5 protein-coding genes are annotated in these 3485 nt (G+C 37.2%); 3 read left to right on the forward strand and 2 right to left on the reverse strand.

Going from position 1 to position 3485, the window contains the following annotated elements; all coding sequences use genetic code 11:
* A partial coding sequence (locus tag AB1422_18010; protein MEW6621197.1) for a hypothetical protein occupies positions 1–221 on the forward strand: 221 nt, incomplete at its 5' end.
* Between the two features lie 193 nt (positions 222–414).
* On the opposite strand, the gene AB1422_18015 is transcribed toward AB1422_18010, so the two are convergent.
* Both AB1422_18015 and AB1422_18020 read right to left on the reverse strand, forming a co-directional pair.
* Complete coding sequence (locus AB1422_18015; protein ID MEW6621198.1) at positions 415–576, reverse strand: hypothetical protein; 162 nt, start codon at positions 574–576, stop codon at positions 415–417.
* Entirely contained in the window at positions 551–1381 is an 831-nt protein-coding gene (locus tag AB1422_18020; protein ID MEW6621199.1) for a transposase, read from the reverse strand. The genes AB1422_18015 and AB1422_18020 overlap by 26 nt, the downstream gene beginning before the upstream one ends.
* Positions 1382–2052: 671 nt before the next feature.
* On the opposite strand from AB1422_18020, the gene AB1422_18025 reads away from it, so the two are divergent.
* Both AB1422_18025 and AB1422_18030 read left to right on the forward strand, forming a co-directional pair.
* Positions 2053–2238, forward strand: a complete 186-nt coding sequence (locus tag AB1422_18025) for a hypothetical protein (GenBank protein ID MEW6621200.1) — start codon at positions 2053–2055, stop codon at positions 2236–2238.
* A gap of 86 nt (positions 2239–2324) precedes the next feature.
* Positions 2325–3209, forward strand: coding sequence for a HEPN domain-containing protein (locus AB1422_18030; protein MEW6621201.1), 885 nt, complete (start codon positions 2325–2327; stop codon positions 3207–3209).
* The last annotated feature ends 276 nt before the right edge of the window (positions 3210–3485 follow it).

The raw sequence follows: 3485 nt of genomic DNA on the forward strand, positions 1-3485 counted from the left end.
AGAAGCGTAAGAGTTATTGCTTTTCGAAGGAGTGGAATCTGCATAATGCAATCTCTTACTTCATTGGATTCAGCTACAATTTTTGTTGGATAGTGCGAACATTACGAATAAAAGACATAGAGGAATGTTGGCAGAAGCGAACTTCGGCCATGGCTGCTGGACTAACTGACCATGTTTGGAGTATAGAGGAATGGCTTACCTATCCAGTTAGAGGAGATTAGCTATTTTCAGACACCACCTATTTTACGAGGAGGACTAATCAATTTCTGGGCCTTTAGTGGCCATACTTTTTGTGAGACTCTCCTCGAATACCTTCATCAGTTTTGATCTTTGAAAATTATATATCAAAAAGAGTCATCCTGAAACGAATATCATTTGAGATAAAGAATCCTTTGATAATGTAATCAAGAAAGTTTATTCTTCTACATAATCTTCTCCTGTTTTCCATAAGGTAACCATAGTGGTAAAGATATTTCTGGCGATTGTTCTTTGGGCATTAGCCGGAGAAGTTCCCTGGCTGATTAACTGAAAATACTTTTTGCTAAATTTATTATCCATATTCTTTTTTTGTGGCATTTTTAGCTGCCTCCATACCCATATATTTAAGAAGTCTGTTGCCATTATTAGATGCTCCTTTATGGAGAATTTTACCCGCAGATTCCTTTTCTGATTTACCCAGGCTGCAATAACACCAGGGCTTTCGCTTATGAGCAAATCTATCCGGCGTATCAATAATGGCAAAGAAGGTAGCCGCAATAATGAAACCAACCCCTGGAAGTTTCTGGAACTTCTTTATGGGAGGATATTTTTTGGCTAGCTTGCGTAATTCTCTGAGATTTTGAGCCTGTTCATTCCTTAATGTATCTAATGTGTCATAGAGATTTTTCAGGATAAACACGGTTGTAGGTCTTTTCAATTTTTTTAGCCAGTCCAGTCGGTTTTGGGGATAATAGACTGTTGAGCCTTTAGCATGAATACCCTTTTGTCTAAATCTGGCTTTTATTTTATTCTTAAATCTGGTTATCTGTTTGCTGGTATCATGATAGTGTCCAATTAACTCTTTGAAATCCTGTTGGTCGTCATTGTCAGTGTGATATACTTCTTTGATGAAACCACCTCTTAGAAGTTTGGCCAGACGAATAGTATCATTAGGATCATTTTTATCTTCGGCTTTGGATATCCAGGTATTTTGTCTTGGTTCTGCGACAATAAGTTTGTTCACATAAGGTTTTAAGATTCTCCTTATCCAATGGGCTAATGGTGATTCTTCTACTACGAGTGTTTTGGTTCCAGAAACACTTTGGACAGTATTAATCAGATTCATCTCACTTGTTTCAATATCGATGCAGGTAAGAATCTTATTGTCCTCTAGACTGGACACTAAATGAACAAAAGTTGCTATTGTTGGTCTAAAGCAAGATATTTCATGATGGGCCTCCTTTTATTTTAGATTTTGTTATATCAGTATAACATACCTGTCAATCTATTAAAGGATGCCCGTCTTTACATATTATCAATTTCCTAGCAGTTAAAAATGTTATTTTCTTAGTGGATGAGTGCGGAATGTGGATTGGTATATTAATCATGCAGAATTATCCTATTTTCTGTATATCATGTAAAAAGTAATGATAACCAGTTAGAATTATACAGAATTTATTTGTTTTTGTCAAATTTTTTCTTGACTTTTTGAGGCTATTGTGTTAGAGTAAAGAAAACTATATAATAACTTGTTATCAGATATAGGAGTCAGCCATGAAAGAGTATATCCTTAAGGGTACAAACGAAAGAGAAAGTGTTGACCGAAGAATATCTCTATTAACCACTCTCCTCAATGATGCGAACCAAAAGTGCGAGCACATTAGTGAACTACGACAAAGGAGTTTGAACTACGCACTGATTATATTCGCTGGTGTGTTTACTTTCACTATGAAATTTTCCACTGCACTGTATTCTCTTTTCGTATCTATCGTTCTTTTATCCCTAATGACTGTATTCTGCTTATTGGATCGAAGATTCCACAAATACATTCATGGATGGCGAAAGACGGCGAGAATGTTTATAGAAAAGGCAAGCACTGTAATTAACGATCCAACACAAGAGATTTCATTCCCAAGATATTTGGAAGAAGGTGAGAAGACAGCTGAGGTTTTTGCATTTCAGCCGATCATCTTTTATTTTCTGGTCTTAGGAGGATTTGGTCATCTAGTTTACTTTATCATTTCTGCAATAACAAAGTGATGAAGATAACAACTTGCTGCAGCCGACCTCGCTTACGCTCGGCGGCTGAGCTCAATCGTTAGGCTACTGAATTATTGAGGATTATCATGAAAACAACTTTAGATCATCTTCCTTTCAGAAAACAGAGGGAATTGGAGACTATTACTAAGCTCATCTCTCATGCCACCAAGGTAGAGATGATTATTCTGTTTGGAAGCTATGCCAGGGGAGACTTTGTTGACTCTGACTTTCGCTATGATAGAGAAGAGGGGCACTTCACCAGCTATGAGTCTGACTTTGACATTATGGTGATTGTAAAAGATGAGAGAAAGCCTGAGGATTTTAAGATCTGGGGCAAGGTAGAGAATCAGATCAGCCGTAAAATCCCTACCCCTGTAAGCTTAATCATTGAGGATATTGAGCATGTCAATGAACAACTCTCTGTTGGCCGATACTTCTATGCTGACATCAAAAAAGAAGGCATCTTACTCTATGACTCAAAGAGATTTCAATTAGCCAGGGCAAGGAAGCTCACTCCTGGAATAAAGAAGAAGCTGGCAGAGGAGGATTTTGATCTTTGGTTTCCAAAGGCGAAGGATAAATTTGAATTTTATGAATTTGGCATTTCACGAGAAAAATGGAACGAAGCTGCTTTCATGCTTCACCAGACTGCCGAAGCCCTATACACGGGTACCTCCCTTGTCCTTACCTCCTACAAACCCAGAACCCATGATTTAGAGAAACTGACTAAGCGAATGGAGAAGATTGACCAGGATTTCTGTAAGATCTTTCCAAGAAAAGAAGGAGAAGAAAAGAGATTGTTTGAACTTCTTAAGAAGGCTTATGTTGATGCAAGATACAGCAAGAATTATAAAATAACAAAACAAGAACTTGAATACCTTGCTGAGCGAGTGAAAAAACTACGCAGATTATCATTGAAAAAATGTCGTGAGAAGTTTAAGCAATTTGAACAGGAAATTAAAAAAGCCTAACCAATCGCTGAAGCTGACGGCGGGCAAACCCGCCGCAACTTAGCTCAGCCGTTAGGCTCCAATTTGCCAAAGAGGAGGTGATGGATTAAAAGGCGGGAGCTATTAAATATAAATATCAATGGAATGAAGCTCATTCCTAAATTTGATTGAGATGTGCGGTATAATGTCAAGTAAAAAAAGACAGACTATCCCCCAGCAAGATATAACTAAATTTAAAAAAACTAAAATTTGAGATAAATCTTGTTAACATAATCTGCTCTTTGATAATTTATTTAA

This window comes from bacterium (assembly GCA_040757115.1).
Taxonomy (GTDB): Bacteria; UBA9089; CG2-30-40-21; order CG2-30-40-21; family SBAY01; genus JBFLXS01.

Coding starts and splice junctions, on each gene's coding strand:
- AB1422_18025 (MEW6621200.1), top strand. CDS start 2,053: ATGTTTATAGAAAAGGCAAGCACTGTAATTAACGATCCAACACAAGAG.
- AB1422_18030 (MEW6621201.1), top strand. CDS start 2,325: ATGAAAACAACTTTAGATCATCTTCCTTTCAGAAAACAGAGGGAATTG.
- AB1422_18015 (MEW6621198.1), bottom strand. CDS start 576: ATGCCACAAAAAAAGAATATGGATAATAAATTTAGCAAAAAGTATTTT.